Annotated in this window: 23 protein-coding genes; 16 read left to right on the top strand and 7 right to left on the bottom strand. The window is 38.3% G+C overall.

Features of this window, described 5'->3' with window-relative positions; translation table 11 throughout:
* Positions 1–25: 25 nt before the first annotated feature.
* Positions 26–1,108 (bottom strand): ligand-binding sensor domain-containing protein, encoded by a 1,083-nt coding sequence (locus AC012T_RS02415; RefSeq protein WP_487062751.1) that lies wholly within the window; start codon positions 1,106–1,108, stop codon positions 26–28.
* A gap of 1,045 nt (positions 1,109–2,153) precedes the next feature.
* Here AC012T_RS02415 and AC012T_RS02410 point away from each other — a divergent pair.
* The 5 genes from AC012T_RS02410 to AC012T_RS02390 all read left to right on the top strand — a co-directional run bounded on the left by AC012T_RS02410 (position 2,154) and on the right by AC012T_RS02390 (position 5,171).
* The gene (locus AC012T_RS02410) at positions 2,154–3,584 is read left to right on the top strand and encodes a form I ribulose bisphosphate carboxylase large subunit (protein WP_015212301.1); all 1,431 of its coding nucleotides are present in this window, start codon (positions 2,154–2,156) and stop codon (positions 3,582–3,584) included.
* An 85-nt stretch (positions 3,585–3,669) separates the two neighbouring features.
* The gene (gene rcbX / locus AC012T_RS02405; RefSeq protein ID WP_487062749.1) at positions 3,670–4,077 is read left to right on the top strand and encodes a RuBisCO chaperone RbcX; all 408 of its coding nucleotides are present in this window, start codon (positions 3,670–3,672) and stop codon (positions 4,075–4,077) included.
* Positions 4,078–4,118: 41 nt separating this feature from the next.
* The gene (locus AC012T_RS02400; protein WP_015212303.1) at positions 4,119–4,448 is read left to right on the top strand and encodes a ribulose bisphosphate carboxylase small subunit; all 330 of its coding nucleotides are present in this window, start codon (positions 4,119–4,121) and stop codon (positions 4,446–4,448) included.
* 118 nt (positions 4,449–4,566) lie between these two features.
* Positions 4,567–4,794 carry a type II toxin-antitoxin system Phd/YefM family antitoxin gene (locus AC012T_RS02395; RefSeq protein WP_148765920.1) on the top strand — a complete coding sequence of 76 codons (228 nt, stop codon included), beginning with the start codon at positions 4,567–4,569 and terminating at the stop codon, positions 4,792–4,794.
* A complete protein-coding gene (locus AC012T_RS02390) occupies positions 4,791–5,171 on the top strand; it encodes a type II toxin-antitoxin system VapC family toxin (RefSeq protein WP_487062746.1) in 381 nt (126 codons plus the stop codon). The genes AC012T_RS02395 and AC012T_RS02390 overlap by 4 nt, the downstream gene beginning before the upstream one ends.
* 320 nt (positions 5,172–5,491) lie before the next feature.
* On the opposite strand, the gene AC012T_RS02385 is transcribed toward AC012T_RS02390, so the two are convergent.
* Positions 5,492–6,007: a GNAT family N-acetyltransferase gene (locus tag AC012T_RS02385; RefSeq protein WP_487062744.1), complete on the bottom strand. Its 516-nt coding sequence runs from the start codon at positions 6,005–6,007 to the stop codon at positions 5,492–5,494.
* 39 nt (positions 6,008–6,046) lie between these two features.
* Positions 6,047–7,213, bottom strand: coding sequence for an FAD-dependent oxidoreductase (locus tag AC012T_RS02380; RefSeq protein ID WP_487062742.1), 1,167 nt, complete (start codon positions 7,211–7,213; stop codon positions 6,047–6,049).
* A gap of 354 nt (positions 7,214–7,567) precedes the next feature.
* On the opposite strand from AC012T_RS02380, the gene AC012T_RS02375 reads away from it, so the two are divergent.
* The 3 genes from AC012T_RS02375 (at position 7,568) to AC012T_RS02365 (ending at position 12,048) form a co-directional block, all read left to right on the top strand.
* Positions 7,568–8,320, top strand: coding sequence for a pentapeptide repeat-containing protein (locus tag AC012T_RS02375; protein WP_487062740.1), 753 nt, complete (start codon positions 7,568–7,570; stop codon positions 8,318–8,320).
* A gap of 391 nt (positions 8,321–8,711) precedes the next feature.
* Complete coding sequence (locus AC012T_RS02370; protein WP_487062738.1) at positions 8,712–10,184, top strand: pentapeptide repeat-containing protein; 1,473 nt, start codon at positions 8,712–8,714, stop codon at positions 10,182–10,184.
* Between the two features lie 322 nt (positions 10,185–10,506).
* Complete coding sequence (locus tag AC012T_RS02365; RefSeq protein ID WP_487062736.1) at positions 10,507–12,048, top strand: S8 family peptidase; 1,542 nt, start codon at positions 10,507–10,509, stop codon at positions 12,046–12,048.
* A gap of 60 nt (positions 12,049–12,108) precedes the next feature.
* Here AC012T_RS02365 and AC012T_RS02360 read toward each other — a convergent pair whose 3' ends face one another.
* Both AC012T_RS02360 and AC012T_RS02355 read right to left on the bottom strand, forming a co-directional pair.
* Complete coding sequence (locus AC012T_RS02360; RefSeq protein ID WP_487062734.1) at positions 12,109–12,408, bottom strand: sll1863 family stress response protein; 300 nt, start codon at positions 12,406–12,408, stop codon at positions 12,109–12,111.
* 320 nt (positions 12,409–12,728) lie between these two features.
* Positions 12,729–13,889, bottom strand: a complete 1,161-nt coding sequence (locus tag AC012T_RS02355) for a glycosyltransferase (RefSeq protein WP_487062732.1) — start codon at positions 13,887–13,889, stop codon at positions 12,729–12,731.
* Between the two features lie 347 nt (positions 13,890–14,236).
* Here AC012T_RS02355 and shc point away from each other — a divergent pair, with 347 nt between their 5' ends.
* Complete coding sequence (gene shc / locus AC012T_RS02350; RefSeq protein WP_487062730.1) at positions 14,237–16,147, top strand: squalene--hopene cyclase; 1,911 nt, start codon at positions 14,237–14,239, stop codon at positions 16,145–16,147.
* Positions 16,148–16,601: 454 nt separating this feature from the next.
* On the opposite strand, the gene AC012T_RS02345 is transcribed toward shc, so the two are convergent.
* Both AC012T_RS02345 and AC012T_RS02340 read right to left on the bottom strand, forming a co-directional pair.
* Positions 16,602–17,024, bottom strand: a complete 423-nt coding sequence (locus tag AC012T_RS02345) for a hypothetical protein (protein WP_487062728.1) — start codon at positions 17,022–17,024, stop codon at positions 16,602–16,604.
* 7 nt (positions 17,025–17,031) lie between these two features.
* The gene (locus AC012T_RS02340; protein ID WP_487062726.1) at positions 17,032–17,661 is read right to left on the bottom strand and encodes a WD40 repeat domain-containing protein; all 630 of its coding nucleotides are present in this window, start codon (positions 17,659–17,661) and stop codon (positions 17,032–17,034) included.
* Between the two features lie 120 nt (positions 17,662–17,781).
* Between AC012T_RS02340 and hemB the strand changes: the two genes are divergently transcribed.
* The 7 genes from hemB to AC012T_RS02305 all read left to right on the top strand — a co-directional run bounded on the left by hemB (position 17,782) and on the right by AC012T_RS02305 (position 24,695).
* Entirely contained in the window at positions 17,782–18,792 is a 1,011-nt protein-coding gene (gene hemB, locus AC012T_RS02335; protein ID WP_487062724.1) for a porphobilinogen synthase, read from the top strand.
* Positions 18,793–18,803: 11 nt separating this feature from the next.
* On the top strand, positions 18,804–20,042 hold the full coding sequence (locus AC012T_RS02330) for an FAD/NAD(P)-binding protein (RefSeq protein ID WP_487062722.1): 1,239 nt from the start codon (positions 18,804–18,806) through the stop codon (positions 20,040–20,042).
* A 183-nt stretch (positions 20,043–20,225) separates the two neighbouring features.
* Complete coding sequence (locus tag AC012T_RS02325; RefSeq protein ID WP_487066412.1) at positions 20,226–21,287, top strand: CobW family GTP-binding protein; 1,062 nt, start codon at positions 20,226–20,228, stop codon at positions 21,285–21,287.
* A 98-nt stretch (positions 21,288–21,385) separates the two neighbouring features.
* Positions 21,386–22,036, top strand: a complete 651-nt coding sequence (gene folE / locus AC012T_RS02320) for a GTP cyclohydrolase I FolE (RefSeq protein WP_487062720.1) — start codon at positions 21,386–21,388, stop codon at positions 22,034–22,036.
* A 189-nt stretch (positions 22,037–22,225) separates the two neighbouring features.
* Positions 22,226–22,999, top strand: a complete 774-nt coding sequence (locus tag AC012T_RS02315) for a CobW C-terminal domain-containing protein (RefSeq protein WP_487062718.1) — start codon at positions 22,226–22,228, stop codon at positions 22,997–22,999.
* Positions 22,996–23,808: a metallophosphoesterase family protein gene (locus tag AC012T_RS02310; RefSeq protein WP_487062716.1), complete on the top strand. Its 813-nt coding sequence runs from the start codon at positions 22,996–22,998 to the stop codon at positions 23,806–23,808. Before AC012T_RS02315 ends, AC012T_RS02310 begins: the two co-directional genes overlap by 4 nt.
* A 167-nt stretch (positions 23,809–23,975) precedes the next feature.
* Positions 23,976–24,695, top strand: coding sequence for a metallophosphatase (locus AC012T_RS02305; protein ID WP_487062714.1), 720 nt, complete (start codon positions 23,976–23,978; stop codon positions 24,693–24,695).
* Positions 24,696–25,231: the final 536 nt, after the last annotated feature.

Raw genomic sequence — 25,231 nt, 5'->3', positions numbered from 1 at the left:
TCACCTGTCACCTGTCACCTATTCCCTACTTCACAGCCCGACCGAACCCAAAATGAGTTTGTGCTTTATCCATTGTAGGCATTAACCACGCCAGCCCCTCGCTGGTTCCCACCCACAACTTATTACCAAGATCAGGTGCAACAGTTAGTACTCGACTAGAAGGAAGCCCCGCAACTCGGTCTAATAAAGCGCCTGTATTGGGATTTAATCGTAACAACCCATTAGTCGTACCAACCCAAACACTACCATCTTGAGCAAAACGGACTGAAGTTACATTCCGTCCTCGTAAAGGCGTGACAGACCTCAACACAATCCCATTTTTTGGGTTAACCACTAATAATTGATTTGGCATTCCTGCCCAAATTAACCCTTCAGGACTGATAGCTAAAGATTGCACAGTCGTCCCTGGTAAATTATTTATCCTCTTCATAATCAAAGCATTGGCAGTATTCACCCTCACCAAGCCATCCAAAGTCCCAACCCAAAGCTGACCTTCAGCATCTAAAGTCATTGCATTAGCACTAACACCAGGCAAATTTTTGACTGTAGTCATAATCAAGCCTTGGTCAGGACTAATCAAAGCTAAACCGCTATCAGTACCTGTCCACAAATAACCACGTTTATCTGTTAACAGCGACAATACCCGTTTGGAAGGTAGTAATAAATTTTGTGCTGTAATTTCATTAGTGCGAGGATCTACACGTGTCAAACCTTCATAATTTCCCACCCACAAACGACCGACTTTATCCTGGGCTAATGCACTAATAGTAATATTTGGTAAACTGACACGAGCAATAACCTTGCCCGTATTCGGGTCAATTCGCGATAAACCCCGCCAAGAACCTACCCACAAATTACCAGCAAAATCTCCTAATAAATTACTAATCCGGTAATCAGTTTCTGCTTCTCTTTCTTGCACATCCCGATCATCGGGTAAGGGATCTACTCGTCTTGGTGGAGGTGCGGCTGGGTAAGTAGTAGTGGAATTATTTGGATTGATATCAGGTTTTGTTTGCGCTCCTACTTGCTCTGCTGTGCTGGGCAAACTTATTAGCCCCAGCAAAATAGAAATCATCAATAAACGAGTACGACTATTAAATAATACCACGGTTGTATATCCTTTTGAGACAGTACCTAGAGAACTATTAACTAAAATGACTTGAGATTAATTAATAGTCTTCCCTGAGTTGGTATTTTTTTAGCATCAATAGCAATTTTTTCCTCAATCTAGCACTTTGCTGATAAATTATGCTGCACAATCGGGAGTCAGTAAACTAATTTGACAAAACTGCGGCGCGATCGCTCAGTAAACATCTCCTAGATTCAACTATGGGGTAGCACAGCACTTACTTATAGGACTTACGCACGAAGTAATCAGAAACCTGATTCTTTCGTAGGGGTAATTCATAAATTACCCCTACCTTCTTGATGTTTTGCGTAAGTCCTGACTTAGTAGGCTGGAAATTCTTTTATATCTAGTAAAAAAAAGTATCGCAGGTAGTCCATACAACTAATCATTACCCTTTGTACAGCAGTCTTAACAAAATGTTTAATAATTTCTTTAATAAGAAATTTAAATATATGAGTTCAAAACTTTCAAAGGATAACTTATTAAATTATTGATATATTGTGAGACAAGTTACAAATTACGTCGTGTGCAGTTTTTTGTCTTTAGCTCACTTCTGAGCTAAACCGCAGTTAGTGAAGTTTCCTCTATATCTTTTGTACCCAAACGGGATAAAGATATCAGGAGAAAAAAACGGGAATATGAGCTAAACAGCTTAAAACCCCACTTTTTCTACTTTTAAGGCATAAATTCCCATAATGCCCGTAAAGCAACGAATTTTCTCTGAAATTAAGCAGGTTTAGTAAGGTAAGCAAGAGAGATAGAAAAAACTTAGTGTTTGTGGGACGGGGGAAAAAGCAAAGCGTCTAGATTTGCGCTTTTACATAAAGATAATCATAAAGGTGCGGTAATTTGCCACCGCTGCCCACTGTTTGTCACAAAAAAATGCTTCCCTCTAGCAACAGTTAAGACCCAAATATAAGTTTTCTTTATATCTATAATGAGAAAAGAAGAAAGATAAAGGGTGATAAGAAGTTGCACATAACGTGATTTGATAGTAAAAAGAATGACTTCTTGGAAGGAAAATATGTCTTACGCGCAAACGAAGACTCAGGCGAAAGCTGGGTATCAAGCTGGGGTTAAAGATTACAGACTAACTTATTACACTCCCGATTACACACCTAAAGATACAGATATTCTTGCAGCATTCCGGATGACTCCTCAACCTGGAGTTCCACCCGAAGAAGCTGGTGCTGCGGTAGCGGCTGAGTCTTCTACAGGTACTTGGACAACTGTATGGACAGACTTGCTCACCGACCTAGATCGCTACAAAGGTCGTTGCTATGACATCGAACCAGTTGCTGGTGAAGACAACCAATACATCGCTTACGTTGCTTATCCTCTAGACTTGTTTGAGGAAGGTTCCGTAACCAATATGTTGACCTCTATTGTAGGTAACGTATTTGGTTTCAAAGCATTACGCGCATTGCGTTTGGAAGACTTGCGGATTCCCGTAGCTTACCTGAAGACCTTCCAAGGTCCTCCTCATGGTATTCAAGTTGAACGCGACAAGTTGAACAAGTATGGTCGTCCTTTGTTGGGTTGTACCATTAAGCCCAAATTAGGTTTGTCTGCTAAGAACTACGGACGCGCTGTATACGAATGTTTGCGCGGTGGTTTGGACTTCACCAAAGACGACGAAAACATCAACTCTGCACCATTCCAAAGATGGCGCGATCGCTTCTTGTTTGTAGCAGAAGCAATCCACAAAGCACAAGCAGAAACCGGCGAAATCAAGGGTCACTACTTGAACGTAACCGCTCCTACCTGTGAACAAATGATTGAACGGGCTGAGTACGCTAAAGAACTCAAAATGCCCATCATCATGCATGACTACCTGACCGCAGGTTTCACAGCTAACACCACCTTGGCTCATTGGTGTCGTAAGAACGGTATTTTGCTGCACATTCACCGTGCTATGCACGCCGTTATTGACCGTCAAAAGAACCACGGTATCCACTTCCGCGTATTGGCTAAAACCTTGCGGATGTCTGGTGGTGACCACATTCACACTGGTACAGTTGTGGGTAAATTGGAAGGCGAACGCGGCATCACAATGGGCTTCGTTGACCTACTACGTGAAAACTACGTTGAGCAAGACAAGTCTCGCGGTATCTACTTCACCCAAGATTGGGCTTCTATGCCTGGTGTAATGGCAGTTGCTTCCGGTGGTATCCACGTATGGCATATGCCCGCACTCCTAGAAATCTTTGGTGATGACTCCGTACTACAGTTTGGTGGTGGTACACTTGGTCACCCCTGGGGTAATGCTCCTGGTGCAACCGCTAACCGCGTAGCTCTAGAAGCTTGCGTTCAAGCTCGTAACGAAGGACGTAGCTTGGCTCGTGAAGGTAACGACATTATCCGCGAAGCGGCTAAGTGGTCTCCTGAACTAGCTGTTGCTTGCGAACTGTGGAAAGAAATCAAGTTCGAGTTTGAAGCAATGGATACCGTCTGATCATTTAGGATTTGGGATTTTGGACTATTGGATAAATTTAAAATCCAAAATCCAAAATCTAAAATCTATGGGGCTGGGGTCAAGCATGAATTTAAAGCAAATTGCGAAAGACACAGCCAAAACTCTCCAAAGTTATCTGACTTATCAGGCACTTATGACTGTTTTGGCACAGCTAGGCGAAACAAATCCTCCTTTAGCATATTGGTTGCAAAACTTTTCCGCTGGAAAAATTCAAGACGGAGAAGCTTATATTGAGGAATTGTTTCTGGTCAAGTCAGATTTGGCTTTGCGGATTATGACTGTCAGGGAACACATCGCGGCAGAAGTGACAGATTTCTTACCAGAAATGGTGCGTACTGGCATTCAGCAAGCCAACATGGAACAGCGTCGCCAGCATCTCGAACGCATCACGCAACTAAATTTATCAAGTCCCAGCCCAATAATTGAACAGCAGACAGTCTCAGACCCTGATTTGGATAATTTATCCGGTTAGTCGGTCAACGTAGTAGTAAAAACAACCCATTACCAACAGCTATGCAAACTTTATCAAAAGAGCGTCGTTACGAAACTCTCTCTTATCTTCCCCCCCTGTCTGATGCTCAAATTGCCAAGCAAGTTCAGTACATTCTGAGCCAAGGCTACATCCCAGCAATCGAGTTCAACGAAACATCTGAACCAACCGAATTGTTCTGGACAATGTGGAAGCTACCTTTGTTTGGTGCTAAAACCACTCAAGAAGTATTGAGTGAAGTTCAAGGTTGCCGTTCTCAGTTCGGTAACTGCTATGTTCGTGTTGTTGGTTTTGACAACATCAAACAGTGCCAAGTTCTCAGCTTTATCGTTCACAAACCCAGCAGATACTAAATTCTGATTTGGTTTAATAATTTATTCTTGGGAGAGGTAGAGTTTTCTATCTCTCTTTTTTTGTTTTTGATAGAGAATAGAATTGTTAGTGGAGTAGCACACACAAAACGGTGGCATTATGCAACAAATTACTGTTAATGAAGCATCTCAACACTTATCTGATTTAATTGAAGCCGCACTTGGTGGTGATGAAATTATCATCATGAAAGATAATCAACCTGTTGTTAAGTTAATTCCTGTATTACCTGTGAAAATTCGTCCTAAATTTGGTAGTGCAAAAGGAATGATCAAAATGTCTGATGATTTTGATGAACCTTTAGAAGAGTTGAAGGAGTATATGGAATGAAGCAATTAATTGATACTCATACTCTGCTGTGGTTTACTATGGGTAATCCCAGAATCAGCGATAATTTGAGATTACAAATTGAGAATAACGACAATCTTCTGAGTATTGCCAGTGTTTGGGAAATGGCAATTAAACACAGTATAGGTAAACTAAATTTGGAGATGAGTTTTGATGATTTTGTCGAACAGCAAATAATTGGTAACGGTATGACATTAAAGGAAATCAACCAACAGCATATTTCAGTTATTGCTCAACTACCTCTACATCATCGTGATCCTTTTGACAGAATGTTAATTGCACAGGCTATGGTGGAAAATATACCTATAATAAGTGCTGATACAATTTTTGATGCCTATCCTATACAGCATTTGTGGTAAAGACTAAAGCATTAATTCGTAGATTTATCCCATAATGATGGAAAATTTTTAACTTAAAAAAGTTGTGTTTTATGTATTTAAAATCACCGTGGAGATAAAGAGCAAAACCAAAGAATTGCTAATTTATCTCAGGAGTTTGCTTTAGTTTCTCAGGATTTAAATATACCTTATTTAGATGTTTTTTCAAGATTAATAAATTCAAATATTTGGTTAGAAGAAGCCAAAAGTAATGATGGCGCACATCCCAAGTCGAGAGGATATAAAGAATTTGCCAAAATTGTTGATAATTGGGATGCTTGGTTAAAATGGTTTCCTATTTATTAAAGATCATAACCCATGATAGAATCATCTATTACAAATTCATTCCCAAATTTTTTAATTTCACTGGCAATAATTTTAAAGCCAAATCTAGTATAAGCTTTAATCCCTTTTTCATTCCTTTTATTAACATTGAGAATTATTTGTTGTAAGTTCATATTTTTTGCTTTTTTATAAATATGATTTAACATTATTTGTCCATAGCCTAAACCATGCAGTGAGGGTAATAGGTAACATTTGTGTAGCTTTAAATAAGTAATATTATTTTTGGTTTCTGAACCATAGGATAAATAACCAACGAATTGATCATTTTTTAAGACTTTATCGTAAAATATACCCTGATTTAAAATTTCATTTTCAATTACTCCTACACCGTACATCAGATTCAGCATATACTCTATCTGTTCAATGCTGATAATTTTGGGATAGTGAGTATACCAAATATCTACACTAACTTTTCTGAGTTCATCTAAATCTGTATCTAATAACTTTTCAACCCTGATTAAAGAATTATTCATGGTTCACTAAACTTTTTAATAAGCTAATAATGCAATTTATCAGGTTTTTGGTAGATTGTGGAATTGTGCCATGAAACGTCGATCAATGCAGTCTTTCCAGTGCCACAATAATTGATGAGGTGGTAAAGTGAAATTACCCCTAGTAGCTAATGCTCTTTTTTCCCCTGTACTAATTAAACTCAAATATGCTTTTTGGGGTTTGTAAGGTTTGAGTGATTTACCCAAAACCATTCTGCACAAATTTTCATATAGCGGTTTACCTTGACGCACGGCAAACACACCTGCTTTCGGTAGGTGATAATTTACCATAGTCGCAATATCACCTGCTGCAAAAATATGGGAATGGGTGAGGGATTGCAAATTATCATCTACTAAGATAAACCCTTGTTCATCAGTACCAATTCCTGATACTTTTATCCAATCTGGTGCTGATGCTTGTGTCACCCAGAAAACTTGATTACATTCAACTATTAACCCAGATTCACATTTAACCTCAAACTTTTCCTTTATCGGTGCAACTTGACACACTGTTTCCCCTAAATGCAATTTTACACCTTTGTGATTTAAAACTCTTTGCATGATTGTCCGTACTGATGGATGATGATTTGGCATTAATTGCCCACCTCGTTGAAATAAATGCACCTCTAAATTTTCAATCTCCAATTTCTGTAAACCTGCTTGCATTGATAACGCCAATTCCACACCCCCAGCACCACCACCCACGATACTAATACTTAGGGGTTTTTGGGGATTGGCAGCTGCACTTTTCTGTAATTTATCCCAATGTTCTAAAAGTTGTGCTACTGGTTTAGCACTAACAGCATATTCTGCGGCACCTAATACAGACGATTTAGCGGGGGTGCTGCCAATGTCAATAGACAGTAGATCAAAATCTACCGCAGGTCGGTTAGCACAAATCACTTTATTATTTTGTAAATCTAGCCCAATTACTCGGTCAAAATACAGATTTACATGAGCAAAGTTGCTTAAATTTTGCAAGTCAATATGACACTCAGCATAATTGTAAAATCCGGCAATATGTCCTGGTAACATCCCAGAGTAGGGCGTATATTTATCTGGGCTAATTAAGGTCAAATGTAATCCAGAGAAAGGTTTATTACCTAAGAGTCTCAAGATAATAGTATGACTATGGCCTCCACCAATTAGCACTAGCTTTTTCAGTATTGGTTGGCAATTTTGCTGCATTGTCATATTTAAGTAAATACTGGTTAATGATTAAATATCAATATGATCATGATTTTGATCAGTTGTTTATGAATACTACTATTTAGTATTCATAACTAAATTTTGAACCATATGTTTAACATATATTTTTCCTAGTGTCTATACCTCAAATGATTATATTTTCTTTTTTAAGTGCAGAGTAGAATTGGGTTTATCCCAAATAGCTGTAGATCATAGATATGATTTATAAACCTGCTAATAGTTCCTCTAGTATCTTTTGAATTGCTTAGTAGTTATCTTAACTAATAATCAAGGGTTATTTATGTACCAAAAATTGCAACGAATACTCACGAAATTACAAATAATATAAGTATTATGAGAGTGCCAAAAATATTTTCTATTACTTCTAATGAACTTCAAGTCACTGCTTTTTCGGATAAAATAACTACAATGAAAATCATCCGGTGGATGCTGGGAATCAATGAAAATCTAAAGCATAATCAACACAATAAACACTATCAAGATTACTTAATGAAGGTTGTAATCCAACTTGAAAATAATTCCATAGCAAGCAGTCTAGGTGCAATTAATGATTTAGAGCATCTCGCTGGAGTTAATCCACAATACCATTGGATAATCATGGATATGCTCACTAATTTTGTGCGAAATCAAGCTAGTAATATATCCTCAGAAGAAGTAACAAATAATTCTGCTGAAAATGCCAAGACAGTAATTCAAGCAGCTATTACTGTGATTGGTAGAAGAGATACAAAATATGATCCAGAAAATGAGCAAATTGACTTAAGTTACACAGATTTAAGGGGAGTAAACTTGCAAGGTGCAAACCTGGAACAAACTAACCTTTATCAAGCTAATCTCTCAGAGGCAAATCTTGCTGGTGCTAATCTAGAGGGAGCGATTCTCAGTGCGGCTAATCTCTCTGGTGCTAATCTCAATTTTGCTAATCTCTCCCAGGCTATCCTGAGTGCTGCAAATCTCAGAGGTGCAAATCTCTCTGGTGCTAACTTACATCGAGCTAATCTATATTTAGCTAGTTTACAGGATGCAATTTTGAATGATGCTATCCTGGATGAGGCAAACCTGAGGGAAGCTCAGTTTAAGTTGTAAGAAAAAATATATACCAAGTATCTAATGCTGATTACTGATAAAGTTACAACTGAAATTTTTGCTTTCTAGGCATTGACATCTACTCCTATATGGGGGTATTTATAGAAATAAATTGTATAAGTAGGTAACTGTGAACAGGAAAAAGTAAACAGGGTTAAAAGTCTGTGTATGTCTGATTTTTGTGATTTGTGTATGTCGTAACTTACTTAGTTACTGCGATCGCTCTACAGACAGTAAGATCTTTTCTAAAAAGTATATTTATTATCATTCTAACTAATTAATACAACGCTTAATTAAGTAAGTTCTAGCATATCTAACTTTGAAGCTAAATGCTATACTGTTGTTTTTAATCATCTCAGTAATACTCATTATTGTGAAGCATCTTTCTGGTATGTCTGCTAAAAAGACAGACAAAACTTTGAATTGGTTTATTAGCATCATAGTTATTGTTGCTATGTCCTTAATACTGATTGTCTTCGCATCTACTAATATTGAAAAGTTATCACTTCAGCAGCGAATAACTGATAGAAATCAAGCATTAACTACTACTGCCATAGTTTTTCTAGGTTTTGCTGTCATGCTTAATGCTTACTACGCAGCAAAGCGAACTCAAGCAATGCAAAAAAATGCGATTACAGCGGAGAAAAGCCTAGCAATTGGCATAGAAAATACGAAACTGACTCAAGAAAGATTGATTGCAGAACGGTTTCTGGGCGGAATTGCTCAGTTGGGGCATGGCAAGGTAGAAACGCGCATTGGTGCAATTTATGCGTTAGAAAGAATTGCCCAGGATTTCCCCCAAGAACATTGGACAATCATGGAAATTCTTACCGCTTTTATCCGCGAGAATGCAGCTATACAAATAGAGAGGAAATTACCCAAACCGGAAGATTTTATGACGATTGATTTGGGTCAACAGCGAGAACGGTCGCGCCGTCAACAGCCAGCAGATTATTCTATCCCTTTAGAGTCTTTCAAACTTCGCACCGATATTCAAGCAGCACTAACTGTGATTGGGAGACGCAATTTTCAGCAAGACCGGGAAAATCAAAAACTGGATTTACGGAATACTGACATTAGACGGGTAGATTTGGCAGGGGCTAAACTGCAAGGGGTCGATTTGCGGGGATCTGATTTGAGTGGGTCTGATTTGCGGGAGATAGATTTGGGTGGGGCAGATTTAGACGGGGTTAAACTCATCGGGTCGATTCTCTATGAAGCTAACTTGTTTAAAGCGAGTTTGCGGGGAGCTAATTTAAGTCGGGCGAATCTGAATCTTGCTAATTTATATGGTGTCAACTTGCGTTCAGCTAACCTATCTGGTGCAAGTTTGCGTGCAGCTAATTTACAAGCTGCTAATTTGTATAAAGCTAATTTGCAACAAGCAACTCTGAAAGCGGCTAACTTGTCTGGTGCTAAGTTATTTTTGGCTAATTTGCAAGGGGCGAAGTTGGGTAAAACTAATTTACAGTTAGCGGGTTTAACTGCGGCGAATTTGCAAGGTGCAAATCTCAATGGTGCAAATCTCCAAGGTGCAAATTTGAATGCTGCTAAATTACAGCAAACAGATATTTATTTTGCTAATCTGAGCGAAGCTAGTTTGACGGAGGCGGATTTGCAACAAGCTAATCTGATGGGGGCTAATCTTTGTAAGGCTATTCTTGATGAAGCTGATCTTTCTTGGGCAAATTTGATGGGAGCTAACTTAGCTGGCGCTCATCTTTGTGATGTTAAGCTGACTGGAGCGATTTTGACGGGGGCAAAAAACCTGGAATTAGAGCAGATAAATATGGCTTTGGGCGATCGCACTACTCGTCTACCTGATTATATCGAAACACCGGAGAGTTGGCGGCAATCTGTTTGAAAATTTACAACTGCGGTTAGCAGTAAAACCATCTTGGTGCATTCTACTTTTTCAGGCAAGATACGAATTATAAATAATTTTGATTGTTATTAATTGCTCACATTATAATTTTAATTAAGTTATTAAATCATGACTTAGTAATTGTCATTATTGCTTGTTTTTAAAATTCTTAATTCGTAATCAAATTAGCTTTTTATAGTTAGCAATTTATAGTAATTTTTGACCATGACTAATAAATAACATTTTCAAGCTTTTGCTAGATAAAGGTTTGAAAAGATCAGGCTGTTACAAAAAGATTACTATTTTTGAGGATAAAAGTCTGATGACACTGGATATTACTAACAATTTTTCCTCTCAAAAGGAACTCAATATTACTCCTGTTTCCCCAGTTAATACCTTTGATAATCAGGCTGACAATAGCTTGAGTTGGGGTAATCGTAGTAGCTCTCCACAGCAAGAAACGAAAGAGAAAGAGTCTGTTGTCACCACTAGCACCTATAACTCCAGAAATGGCTATGGCTTAATTAATGCCGGAAACGCAGTCAGTGAGGCTGCTGGTGAAAGCCCCTATGCAGATGCTCCTGACTTGGGTGGAAATAATTGGGGTGCAGATTTGGTGAATGCTCCGGCAGCGTGGGAGCGTGGACATACAGGACAGGGTATTATTGTTGCGGTTCTAGATACTGGAGTTGACTATAACCATACCGATTTGAATGATAATATTTGGACGAACAGTAAAGAAATTGCAGGTAATGGTATAGATGATGACGGTAACGGCTATATTGATGATATTCAAGGTTGGAATTTTGATAGTAATAACAATAATGTTTTAGATAACAATGGTCATGGAACTCATGTTTCTGGAACTATAGCTGGGGAAAATAACGATACTGGTGTGACTGGTATTGCTTATAATTCCAAAATTATGGCAGTCAAGGTTTTAGATGAAAATGGTTCAGGTTCCTATTCAAATATTGCCAAAGGAATCTATTATGCTGTAGATAATGGTGCAAATGTGATTAACCTCAGCCTGGGAGGTAATTCTGGTAATGATACTCTCAAATCTGCCCTTGAATATGCCAGCGGTAAAGGCGTAATTGTAGTTATGGCGGCAGGTAATAATAGCGAGTCTACACCATCCTATCCCGCCCGTTATGCCGATAATTTAGGAATTGCTGTTGGTGCAGTAGATAAAAATAAGAACCTCACTGACTTCTCTAACCGTTCTGGTTCTCAAGAAATCAAATACGTCACAGCACCTGGTCAGGATATTTACTCTACTGTTCCCAATAATCAATATGCCACTTACAGTGGCACTTCTATGGCAGCCCCTCACGTTGCTGGGGTAGTTGCCCTGATGCTTAGTGCTAACCCCAATCTGACTGATAGCCAAATCCGGGATATTATTACCCGTACAGCAGAAAATGGGACACAAACTCCAGAACCTACTCAGCCTTCAAATCCAACGCCTTCTTTACCATTTCCGTTTCCTATTAACTTACCATTCAGTCTCATCAATATCGGCTCACTATTTCCCTTCGACAATATAGGTTCATTATTTCCCCTAGAAGTACAATCAACTATCCCATTAGAACCTGTTGTTTTATCTGTTGGTGATATGAATACGGCAACGCCCAATGTAGAGGAATTTAGTTATCACAATCAGAGTCATGATAGATGGGAATTGCGTTACTACGACAGCAATTTAACTAATTACACAATTACTGAAGATGCTGATTTGTTAGGAGTTCGGAGTTCGGAGTTCGGAGTTCGGAGTTCGGAGTTCGGAGTTCGGAGTTCGGAGGCAGGAGTCAGAAGGAAGAAGTCAAAAGAATATTTTTCTCTTCTGTTCCCTGCTCTATAAAACATTCTTTATCCTGAATCCTTACGCTGATTTAGTAAATAAGGAATTAGTGGGTTTGGTTTATTTGAGTTTAGCTACAGCCCCTTCAAAAGCTGTATTTAGTTCTTTCCAAGCTTTTTCAAAGCCAATTTGCATCTCTTCCCAAGCTTGCTCACTAGCTTTTTGTAATTCTTCTAATTTAGCTTGAGCAGCATCACGCTTGGCATATATTTCTTCTAGTTTATTGTTATATTCCAAGGCTGTATCTGCTTTGGCTTGATTTGCCTTGGCTTTCATTTCATCAATCTGAGCATTGAATTTATCTAATTGTGCTTTGACTTTATCTTGATAAACTTGTCTTTTTTCATTCTGCAATGTCATAAACTTACCTGCAATAAATACATCTGCTAAGATGATGATATTTGTTTTATAAATTAATCATCATTTATACCCATATTTTAACAAAAATATTCCTCCTGACAATCATCCGATAGATGCAAAAATAATAGATAATGATTAGGGAAACTATATCTAAAGGAATACAAATTTCAAAATTAATTTTAAAAACCTGATATAGCGGTTTTCAGTCGTATGAAATACAATCGAGGGCGGGAAAACCCCACCCCTACAGGTTTTGCGATTGAATGACTGTATCTCACTCGATTGCATACCGCTATAAAATTTCCTTTTTTATGCATTTTTTAATAAACTCTACCTTTCCATTCACCACCACGTCCTTGCCAATGACGGATAGCAGAATCTATGGTCATTAAAGTATAGAAAAGGGCAATTATAGGTAAACAGCAGACTAACCAAGGAGAACATTTATAAAAACGAATGATGGGGAAATAAGCTAAGGTCATTAATAACCATGTGATAAAACCAGTGGCAGTAATAGGTAAATTTCCTAACCCTAAACCCAAAATTATTCCCACCGGTGGCACTAGATAAACTAAGATCATTCCCAAAACACTTCCTACTAGCAGCCAAGGAGAATAATTCAGTTGGGTGTAAGCACTACGGGCTACCATATCCCAGATGGTTTTCAAGGAATCATAAGGACGCAAACTGTAAGTTAAATCACTTAATCCTAACCAAATTCGCCCTTGATTGGATTTGACGGCTTTTGCTAAAGAACAATCATCTATTAAAGCTTGGCGAATTATTTGTATTCCTCCAATGCGATTTAGGGCTGTTGGACGAATTAATATACAACCGCCAGCTGCTGCTGCGATCGCTTTTTTGGGGTTATTTACCCAGCGAAAAGGATAGAGTTTTTGGAAGAAAAAGACGAAAGCGGGAATTAATAGTTGTTCCCAAAGGCTTTGACAACGTAGTTTGACCATAATTGATACTAGGTCTAAGTTGTCTTCTTCTGCTTTGGCAATTAATCGCCGCAGATTGCTGGGATTATGTTCTATATCTGCATCAGTCAGTAAAAAATAATCGGGTTGTAATTGATTGGCTTTTTGTATGCCCTGTTCCATTGCCCATAGTTTACCAGTCCAACCAGCGGGTAATTCTTGACTAGAGACAATATGTAATTGCTGGGGTTTATCTAAGGCTTGAGCTACTTTTTGGGCAAGATGTGCTGTATTATCTGTGCTGTGATCGTCTACTAAAAAGATGTTGTAATTACCAGAGTAGTCTTGTAGGAGGAGCGATCGCACACTAATGGAAATTACATCAGCTTCATTTCGCGCTGGAATCACCACACAGATTGTTGGTAAGGATTGTTGTGTGTGGATGTCTTCACTTGTTTCTAATTGCTGATCTACCCGCCAAAACTGCCCCCAAAACAACAGCAAAAATAACCAAATCACCAAAGATAAAACCACCAACCCCAATATAATTTCCGTCATGACCTGTTGTAAATTATCAGTGACTCAGACAGAATACAATGTCTATTGATTTTGAGAAAGAATATTAGGACTTACGCAAGATTAAACTCAAAACCTGATTCTTGTGTAGGAGTAATTCATGAATTACCCCTACTTCCGTTCTATTTTGCGTAAGTTCTGAATATTATGGCAGGGAACAAGCGTAAAATTACCTTCCTTACCTCTTCCTTCCCTACGGGACACTGCGTGAACGCGCCCTTTGCGCCTATCCCTACGGTACACTTCGTGAACGCGGTTCAATATAATCCATATTCCTGTAGCAAGAAAATATGTGATTAAATATCATGTAGTGCAGAGGAAAGCAATTAATGCAAACACAAAACAGGGTGCAAGTCAAGCAAATAGCAGAAGCGATCGCAGCCAGTCAACAACATCTACTTTCGATTCAAAAGCCAGATGGATACTGGTGGGCAGAGTTAGAATCTAACGTTACCATTACTGCTGAAACCGTTCTGCTGCATAAGATTTGGGGAACAGACAAAACTCGACCATTGCATAAAGTAGAAACCTATCTGCGATCGCAACAACGAGAAAACGGCGGTTGGGAACTGTTTTATGGTGATGGTGGAGAACTGAGTACAACCGTAGAAGCTTATATGGCACTGAGGTTGTTAGGCGTACCTGCAACAGATCCGGCATTAATAAAAGCTAAATCTTTAATTTTGCAAAAAGGGGGAATCAGCAAAACCCGCATTTTCACCAAATTACATTTAGCATTAATTGGTTGTTATAATTGGCGTGGACTGCCATCATTACCACCTTGGGTAATGCTACTACCCGATAATTTTCCCTTCAATATTTATGAACTTTCGAGTTGGGCGCGTTCTAGTACAGTTCCATTATTAATAGTCTTTGATCGTAAACCTATTTTTAAAATAGATCAACCTATAAACTTAGATGAATTATATACAGAAGGCGTAAATAACGTCAAATGGGAATTACCCCAAAATGGTGATTGGTCGGATATATTTAACATCTTAGATAATGGTTTTAAATTAGCAGAAAGTTTAAACTTTGTCCCTTTTAGAAAAGAAGGTATCAAAGCCGCAGAAAAATGGATTTTAGAACGTCAAGAAGCTACCGGAGATTGGGGAGGAATTATTCCCGCCATGTTGAATTCTCTATTAGCTTTAAAATGTTTAAATTACGATGCTAACGACCCGATTATATATAGAGGTTTAAAAGCAGTTGATAACTTTGCCCTTGAAACAGAAAATAATTATTGTGTTCAACCTTGTGTTTCTCCTATTTGGGATACAGCATGGGCAATTCGCGCCTTAATTGATTCTGGTTTTGAGGCAGATAATCCAGTGATAGTAAAAGCTGGAGAATGGTTAATAGACAAACAAATTCTTGATTATGGTGATTGGTTTGTCAAAAATAAACAAGGGAAACCTGGTGCATGGGCTTTTGAATTTGATAATCGCTTCTATCCAGATGTTGATGATTCTGCTGTAGTTGTCATGGCTTTACATCAAACAAAATTACCAAATGAAGAACTTAAAAAACAAGCTATCAATCGGGCTTTAAACTGGATTGCATCTATGCAATGTCAACCAGGCGGTTGGGCAGCTTTTGATATTGATAATAATCAATATTGGCTCAATTCTGTACCCTATGGCGATTTAAAAGCCATGATAGATCCAAATACAGCCGATGTCACCGCTAGAGTATTAGAAATGTTGGGGGCTTGTAACTTATCAATTCCATCAGATAAGTTAGAAAAATCCCTTGATTATCTTCTCAATGAACAAGAAACAGAAGGTTGTTGGTTTGGACGTTGGGGGGTAAATTACATTTATGGAACTAGCGGAGTTTTATCAGCTTTAGCTTTGATAAATCCGCAAAAATATCGCAGTGAAATAGAACGAGGTGCAGCTTGGTTAGTCAAAGTTCAAAACCTTGATGGTGGTTGGGGTGAAACTTGTTCTAGTTACAATGATTCGAGTTTAAAAGGACAAGGAAACAGCACCGCATCCCAGACAGCTTGGGCTTTAATTGGATTAGTTGCAGCAGGGGAAGCGACAGGAAAATTTGATTTTGAGAGTCTTGAAAAAGGGGTTAATTACTTGTTAGAAACCCAAAGATCAGATGGTACTTGGGATGAATCATATTTTACAGGAACTGGTTTTCCTTGTCATTTTTATCTCAAATATCACCTCTATCAACAGTATTTTCCTTTAATGGCTTTGGGAAGATATCAAGGGATTAAAAAATAGGGATTTGTGAGTGTATAAGAGGTTGTTTGAAAAGTCTCCTTCCATGTCATGCTGAGGAACGTAGCATCTCAGTATGTGGGCTAAACTCCAGATTCTTCGTTGCGTAAGACTCCACATGGCTAACGCCACGCTATGCCTACGGCACACTACGTGAACGCGAACAGAATGACAAATTATACGTCCCTAAACTTTTCAAACATACTCTAATATCAAATTAATATGAAGGTGCATAGAATAAAATCTCAAGAATAATTGAACGCAGATGGACGCAGATGAACACAGATGAACACAGATAAAGATGGATTGATCAATGGATTTCAGGATTATGTGCAGCTTCACATAAAATTGGTATAAGCTGTTTTACATTTAATTTGCATCATATAGTGCGGGCAAGATGCCCGCACCACAAGAAAGAAATTTTTGGGCATTTTTTAATGATAAATCCATCGCAACTTTACGGACGCTGCAACACTTTAATTATTCTATTTTTATCATCTGAATTGCCTGTAATTCCGGCTAAGAGTTTGCCATCAGGACTGGCAACTAAATGACTGATTTGCTCTTGCTTTTGGTCTATAACTGCTTCTATCTCGGCTGTTTGTAGATTCCAGACTGTCAGACCCTTCGAGGTATTACCAATCATAAAATTATGGCTGATGGCGATACTATATGGACTAAATACTTGACGAGAAAAACTTTTCTTAGCCTTTACTTTTCCTGTTTTAAAATCTGATAATTGCAGATGTAAATAGTCTTTTTTTGCTCGTTTAATATTAATCAGTGTCTGCCCATCTAAACTGATGATTCCTGAGTCTAGAGTAGGGTCAAAAAATTGTTGGAGAACTTGTTGTTGGTTTGTTGCCACATCCCACGCCACAAGTTTACTACTCGGTAAAGTAATAAGTACGTACGTTTTTGCCATCTGGACTAATGTCATTAAAATGGATATATGGCAATCTTGCTTTTTGTTTACCTGTTGCCATATCCCAGATTTTGATCTCAGGAGAATCACCACGATCACGACTCATGATAGTCTTGCCATCAGAGGAAATTTCAACATCAGTAACATTACCGGAATGACCTCTGAGTTTTTGAGGAGGCTGATTTGAGGTAAGATCCCAGATGCGAACTAGGCGATCGCTACCAGCACTAACAACAGTTTTACCATCAGGGGCGATCGCTAGATCATTAATTGCACCTGAATCACTCTGTAGTGTTTTTTTTAACCTTCCTGTTTGCAGTTCCCAGACTTTGATTGTTTTATCTTGACCACCACTGACTAAAGTTTGACCATCTGCACTGATCACAATTGCAGAAGCTGTCGGATGTCCCTCTAGGATGCGAACAACTGAAAAATTGCAGTAGGGAGAACTTGCATTATGGGAACAGTACCTATCTCTGTATTGAAAAAAGCTGACAAGTTTCCCAGGAGAACCAGGGAGAAAACCTAGAACGATAGCTACCGGAATCAATAAAGCTTTGCGTTTCCAATTACCTGACTTGAAAATTTTCATCAGATATTTCAATCTCAAATTTCATGATCACAAATTACTTCACCATTTTTGAAATAGATAACGGATAAATGTTTTGCCACTAAAGCTATATAATAATGATTATCATTTTATATAAATCCTATGTCGTCTGCGAATTCAAACACCGATAAGCCCTTAAACCTGCCTCAACGTCCCCGTCGTCTGCGTCGGAATGCAAGCTTGCGGAAAATGGTGCGGGAAACGACTTTAAGCGTAAATGACCTGATCTATCCGATGTTTGTGATGGAAGGGGAAGGACAAAAAGTGGCGATCGCTTCCATGCCAGGATGTTATCGTTTTTCTCTGGATTTGCTGCTGAATGAAATAGCTGAGGTTTCACGCTTGGGAATTAATGCGATCGCACTTTTCCCCGTTATCCCAGAAAATCAAAAAGACGATACAGGCACAGAAAGCTACAACCCAGAAGGCTTAGTACAAGAAACAGTCAAAGCTATTAAAAAAGCAGTTCCCGAAATCATCGTTATTACCGATGTTGCCCTTGACCCCTTCACCACTCATGGTCACGATGGTTTAGTCGATGAAAACGGCATTATTTTAAATGACCCCACAGTAGAAGTGTTAGTAAAAATGGCACTTTCCCAAGCCGCAGCCGGCGCTGATTTTGTTGCTCCTTCTGACATGATGGATGGTAGAGTTGGGGCAATTCGTAAAGCTTTAGATGCTGAAGGTTATATCAATGTATGTATTTTGGCCTACTCTGCCAAATATGCCTCAGCCTACTATGGCCCCTTTCGAGATGCTTTAGAATCAGCACCGAAATTTGGTGATAAAAAGACTTATCAAATGGATGCTGCCAATAGTCAAGAAGCTTTAAAAGAAGTGGAATTAGATATCGCCGAAGGTGCAGATATCATCATGGTCAAACCAGCTTTAGCTTACCTCGATATCATACATCGAGTTAAAAAAGTCACAAATTTACCAGTTGCAGCATACAACGTTAGCGGTGAGTACGCCATGATCAAAGCCGCTGCCGCTAACGGTTGGATAGATGAAAAAAAGGTGATTTTAGAAACTTTAACCAGTATGAAACGGGCTGGTGCTGATTTAATTTTGACTTACTTTGCTAAAGAAGTTGCTCTCATGTTGATGTAACTGGGGACTTTATGACTAATATTCCTGCAAAAATTGACTTAGCAATTATTGGTGCTGGCCCCCATGCCCTCACTTTAACCGCCCATCTGTTACAAAAACGGCAGACAATGAAAGATAACTTTGCCGTATTTGACCCCAGTGGTACATGGATGAGTGGTTGGAAACAGCAATTTGCGGCTTTGGAAATTCCTCATTTAAGATCGCCCGCAGTTCATCATCCCCACCCCAATCCCTTCGCTTTACGGAAATTTGCTGAATCTCGTTCTCAGGAATTTTTTCCCCCCTATGATTTACCAGGAACAAAACTATTTGTGGATTTTTGCGAGGATGTCATAGCAGAACATCAGTTACAGGATCAAGTTATAAATTTGGCTGTAACCAGCATTAAACCGTTATTTAATCATTTTCGTCCTCAATTTAAATTAGGGCTGTCAGATGGGCAAACAGTAACTGCACGGCGGGTAGTGTTGGCAACGGGTAGCGGTAAAATACACATTCCTGATTGGGTAAACGAGATTCAGTCACCCTATCCTCAAGATAGACTTTGCCATTCTCAAACTGTGGATTTACGTCAATTACAGTTAAAGTCTCAAAGAGTCTTGATTATTGGTGGTGGTTTGACAAGTGGACATTTGGCTGTAGGTGCAATTTCTCGTGGTGCAAAAGTTCACTTGATGATGCGACGACAGTTATCAGAAAAGCTATTTGATGCAGCACCAGGTTGGTTAGGCCCCAAATATCTCAAAGGATTTTTTGAGCAAAATTGGCAACAACGCTGGTTGATGATTCAGCAAGCTAGAAATGGTGGTTCAATGACTCCGGCAATAGCGACTCAACTCCGTAAAGAAAAGCATCGTGGTAAAATCATAATTGATGAAAATTGTCAAGTTATCAAAGCCGAATGGTTGGGTAATAACTGGCAGGTAGAATGTAGTGATGGTAACTTTTACGAGTGTGATTATATCTGGTTAGCCACAGGTACTAAATTTGATGTCACCACAGAACCATTATTAAAAGACATTTTAGCCGCTTACCCCATCCAAATCGTCAACGGGTTGCCAGTTTTAGATACGTATCTGCGTTGGCCTGGTTGTGAATTATTTATCATGGGTGGTTTAGCAGCATTGCAAGTGGGGCCAACAGCAAGGAATTTATCTGGTGCAAGAATGGCTTGTGAAAAAATCGTTCCTGCGATCGCTAAACCTAGTGTAGCCTTTTCCCATAGCATCACTGGAATCAAAGCCAGCTAATACAATTTTGGATTTTAGATTTTGGATTGGAAGAAACTCACATAATCCAAAATTCCCAACTCCTGCCTTCTGTCTCCTTACTGTATTTTCCCAAAAATAAACTTCAACATCAATAACATTTTGAGCTTTTTGCGCTAGACTGATAACGATTCTCATTATATGTCTCGAATTATTGAACTGATGATGACTCAATTAACAGCACCAACTTCCAATTTAATTCCTGAAATTCCCAAACAAGGAATGCCCGTAACTATCATTACAGGATTTTTAGGTAGTGGAAAAACCACACTTTTAAATCAAATCCTCCAAAATAAACAAGATTTAAAAGTTGCTGTACTCGTGAATGAGTTTGGTGATATTAATATTGATAGCCAACTGCTAGTTTCTGTAGACCAAGATATGGTCGAACTCAGTAATGGCTGTATATGCTGCACCATTAATGATGGTCTAGTTGATGCAGTTTATCGAGTTTTAGAAAGAGAAGAACGCATTGATTATCTAGTAATTGAAACTACTGGTATTGCTGATCCATTACCAATAATTTTAACTTTTCTGGGAACAGAACTAAGAGATTTAACAAACGTAGATTCAATTCTCACAGTAGTAGATGCTGAGACATTTAATGAGAAACATTTTGAAAGTGAAGCAGCTTTACAACAAATTACTTACGGAGATATTATTCTCCTCAACAAAACAGACCTCGTGACACCAGATAAACTACAAGAAGTAGAACATTTTATCCATGATGTGAAAAATGGAGCAAGAATTTTACACACTCAATATGGAGAAGTTGCTTTACCATTAATTTTAGGTGTAGGTTTAACACCAAAAGATGTATATATTTCTGGTGATAAAGAAGATACTCACGCATCTGAACACCATCATCATGATCATGAACACCATGAAAATCATGACCACCATGAACACCACCATCATCATGAACATCACTCTCATCATTTAGAAAATGATGGCTTTGTATCAATCTCTTTTCAATCTGACAGACCATTTGACGTTAATAAATTTGAGGATTTTCTCACTGAACAAATGCCCCAGAACGTATTTCGAGCTAAGGGCATTTTATGGTTTAGTGATAGTGATTTACGCCATATTTTTCAACTGAGTGGACCTCGTTATCACTTACACGCTGATGAATGGTATACTTCACCTAAAAATCAAGTAGTTTTCATTGGTAGAAAATTAGATACTAGTGAAATTCACACACAACTTAACAAATGTTTGTTATAATCAATAAGTGTTAAGAAATAACTCTATTTGGTTAATAGTTGTTCAAATGTTTTTAACTATTAACCAACGCATAATCTATCTCAATTAAAACAAAGAAAATGACTTTATCGATTCGTCCCGATCTGAATTCTGCTGCTCAGGTAGTATCATCTTTATCTACTCAGCAACAACCAATTGTGACAGAAGCAGAAATGATGCAAGCCGTCAGGACTTTGCTGATTGGACTAGGAGAAAATCCTGACCGGGAAGGTTTAAAAGATACTCCTAAAAGAGTTGTTAAAGCCTTGCAATTTCTCACCAAAGGATATAACGAATCCTTAGATGAACTGTTAAATGGAGCAGTCTTTACAGAAGATGCTAATGAAATGGTATTAGTCCGAGATATTGATATTTTCAGTTCCTGTGAACATCATATATTGCCCGTTATTGGCCGCGCTCATGTCGCCTATATTCCTAATGGTAAAGTCATTGGTTTATCAAAAATTGCCCGCATTTGTGAAATGTATGCAAGACGTTTGCAAGTGCAAGAACGGTTAACTTTACAAATTGCTGATGCACTACTAGGTTTACTCAAACCCAAAGGAGTTGCAGTCGTTATAGAAGCAACTCATATGTGTATGGTGATGCGTGGTGTACAAAAACCCGGTTCTTGGACTGTGACTAGTGCAATGCGTGGTGTATTCTCAGAAGATGCTCGCACCCGTGAAGAGTTTATGAATTTAATTCGACACAATCCTAATTTTCACTAACAGCCTTTGCTGGATGCAAATGTAAATTTAGGTGTACTATGTAGAGATAGGAAATTTCTTATCTCTACATTATTGATTTTTTAATTAGGTTAGTAGAAATTATTCCTACTAAATTTTAATTTAGATATATTCGACTGACGCTCACAGTGAAGCCTAACTCCTGACTTATTACATTTTTATGATTTGATTATGACTATACCAAGTATTACTGTGGTCGCTGGATTATCTGGGGCTGGAAAAACTAACTGGATTTATCAACAAATTCGAGATATTAAATCTGTCGATAAATTAATTTATTTTAGTCCTGGGACGGGGAATGTTACTGTTGACCAAACTCGCATAGCTACCGATTTTCCTGGTATTCAAGTTTTTGGTGATGGACAAGAAATTGAATTTTTGCATCAACTACCCAAAGCAGATGCGGTTTACGTCGAATTGGGTTTTTATCTAGAATTAAAATCAATAGTTTCAGGATTAGACAATCTAACTTACCGTGCTGTAGCAGTCTTACCACCAAATACCAAAAATACAGAATACAATTCTTGGGCTGAAGAAATTGTCTATGGCGCACCAGCCGAAACTATGACAGTAGAAAACCTATGGCGGGTAGCTACGACCGGTCAAGTTATTGATGAAAACAGTTTAGAGGAATTTTGGTATGAAATAACTCATGGTGCTTATGGTGTAGTTAGCCGTGCTAAGGGAATTTTTGATGTCAATGATGGACGTTCTCTTTATTGTGATTTTGTTGCTGGTGTTCCCCAAACCGATTTTTTAGAATTAGATTTACCACGCTGTTTAGAAGGTAGACCTCAGCGGTTTAGCGGTATTGAAGTAGTGGGGAGAAATTTAGATGAAGCAACTTTAAAACAAACATTATCAGATTGCTGTTTATCTGATTCTCTGATTGTGCAGTATCAACAACAGGTAAAAGAAGTTTTATTAGCGGAGCAACAAAGGTGAAAATAGCTGTTATTTCATGTATTCATGGTAATTTTGAAGCTTTAGATGCTGTCCTGTTAGATATTGACCAGCAAAAAGCCGAAAAAATCTTTTGTGTTGGTGATTTGGTCGGATATGGCCCCCATCCTAATGCTGTCGTTAGCCAAATTCGCTCTTTAGATATTCCTACTTGTGTCGGTTGCTGGGATGAAGATATTGTAGAAGGTTTGAATGCTTGTGATTGTAGTTATCCCTCATTATTAGCCGAAAAAAGAGGAATAGAAGCTCATCAATGGACAAACAAGGAAATTCATTCTGAAAACCGCGAATTTTTAGCTAATTTACCCTACAGTTTCAAGGAAGGAAATTTAGCTTTTGTTCACGGTAGTCCCCATAGTAATCATGAGTATTTGTTACCGGAACTTGATGCTTTTGTCGCTTTAGAAAGGGTGCTTTCTACTGGTGCAGATGTGTTGTTTTGCGGTCATACTCATGTTCCTTATGCCCGAAATCTTGATGCTGGTCAGCTACAGGTGCGGGTTGGTAGTAGCAAAGAAGAATCACGGGAAATTAGATTTACATCTCCTCTCAAACAAATTGTGAATGTTGGTTCAGTAGGAGAACCTCGACATGGTAGACCCAATGCGACTTATGTTATTTATGATACTGATGTTCAATCTGTGACTTTGCGAGAAGTTGTTTATGATTATCAGAAAACCTGTGCAGCGATTATAGAGAAGGGATTACCGAAAATTTTTGCTTGGCGTTTGGCGCATGGTTTGGAGTTTGCAGAACGGGCTGATGATCCAACTCATGTTTGCACAAGATGAAGGGATTGGATAAGGGACTGGGAACTGGGAATATGAATACTCATTATACCTCTCCAAAAAAGAATGTAGAGACGTTCCATGGAACGTCTCTACAAGGGTTCTAGGATACATACGCGTATTTAAATTTGGTCGATGTCTATCACCAATCTAAAATCTAAAATCTAAAATTGACTATGTGGGCTATTTTGAGTGGAATTGAAGGAAATTTGGCGGCTTATGAGGCTGTGATGGCAGATATTAAGCGCCAACGTTATTTAGAGGCTTTGTATATTTTGGGTGATTTGGTTGGCCCAAGGCAGGAATGTGAAGCGCTGGTGGAAAGGGTGAAGTCACCTTTGCGGGGTGAGTTAGAACCGATGATTTGTAAGGGTTGGTGGGAGGAACAATGTTTGATTTTGCATGGTTTGGGGGCGACTGGGGAAGCGCCTGATTTGTTGGCGAAATATGGGGGGGATACGGTGAAGATGCTGTGGGAAAGTGTTTCTCGTCAGACTGTGGAGTGGGTGCGATCGCTCGATTTTGGTTTTTTTGAGTTGGATTGTTTGCTAATTCACGGTTCTACGGTAGACATAAGTGAAGAACTTACCCCAGAAACTCCTCCTATCCAAATGCTAGATAGACTAGCGCGAATGCAAGCCAATAATTTATTTTGCGGTCGTTCTGGTTTAACTTTTCAGTATCAGTTGCAAACAGGTTCCATTACCAGTGCAATCACAACCCTTGATCACCAAGTGTCTCCGCAAACAACTACTGTTACACCACGTCAAGTAATTGGGGTGGGCAATGTGGGACGTACCCCCGGTCAAGCTACCTATACTCTCTACAATCCTGGTACAAATCAAGTGGAATTTAAATCTGTATATTACAAAAATAATGATAAAAAATAACCCAAAAAGCCAATAATTGCTAACTTATACTAATTTTTTAGCAGTTAGTGATAAAAATTAGATAGTTTAGTTATTGTGTAAAATACAATCATACTACTCAATATTCCAGATTAAATAACTTGGTTATAATTGGGTAGTTTATATAATTAATTTGTAATTAAATCTACATTTAAAAAATGATTTTAATAAAATAAAATTTCCTGACAAGTATCTTTAATAATATCGAAAATTCCAGGTTAATTAAAATACTATTGCCAGGTAAAAACGTAATCTTAAAGTAATATATTTAAACCAGTCGGAAGACAGATGAGCGATAATATAAAAATATTTAAATTAACGATCAAGAAACAAAGGGCGTTACAAATTAACGGTGCAAATGCCCCAATCACCAAAATAAAAAACACAGAGTAACAAGCATAGTGTTAACTCTGTGCTTATCTATTTCCAACTATTGAAAATAACAGATTTTCCTTTCTTACCCACTTTGCGGGACATAAATTTGATGTTATAGCAGCTTTCATGTATTTACACAATTG

It is taken from the genome of Anabaena sp. EIM26 (genome assembly GCF_057568715.1).
The sequence above is the reverse complement of the archived record's forward strand: the minus strand, read 5'-3'. Positions and strand labels throughout refer to the sequence as shown.